This is a genomic window from Planomonospora algeriensis, from assembly GCF_977012225.1.
On record NZ_CDRNDK010001048.1, the window covers coordinates 1 to 607 of the forward strand.

Consider the following 607-nt stretch of genomic DNA (forward strand, 5'->3'; position numbering starts at 1 on the left):
CCGGGCCGGGGCGGCTCCACTGCGACCGGGTGGCGGGGAGGATCGCGGCCGAGGCGGCCGTGCGGCGCCTGACCGAGGTGGACGAGGACCGCGCCCGGCTGGAGGCGGCGGTCAAGGCCGACGACGGCCTCTTCACCACCTGCTTCGTGAGCTCCTGGTCGCCGCACCTGGTCCGGCTGGCCGCCGAGCTGCGGCTGACGCCGAACGCGGTCACCGGGTTCTCCGTCGGCCTGGCCGCGCTCTCGGCGGTCTGGTTCTCGGCGGGGACGCGCGAGGGGCGGATCGCCGGTGCGGTCCTGCTCTACCTGTCGTTCGTGCTCGACTGCGTGGACGGCCAGCTGGCCCGCTACACCCGCGCGTTCTCCCCGCTCGGCGCGTGGCTGGACGCCACCTTCGACCGGGTCAAGGAGTACGCCGTCTACGCGGGCCTCGCCGCCGGGTACGCCGCGGGCGCGATGGAGAGCGCGATGGCGGGCACGGTGGGCACGGCGGCCGCCGACGGGGCCGCCCGGACCGCCGCGGCGCGCGACATCTGGGCGCTGGCCGTGGCCGCGCTGATCCTGCAGGTGCTCCGGCACATGGTCGACTCCGCCTACGCGGGCGTCCG

1 protein-coding gene is annotated in these 607 nt (G+C 76.6%); it reads left to right on the plus strand.

The annotated features are described in order from the left end of the window. Positions 1 to 607 (plus strand): CDP-alcohol phosphatidyltransferase family protein (locus ACWJ6R_RS37720; RefSeq protein ID WP_449066763.1); only part of this gene is annotated, 607 nt, incomplete at both ends.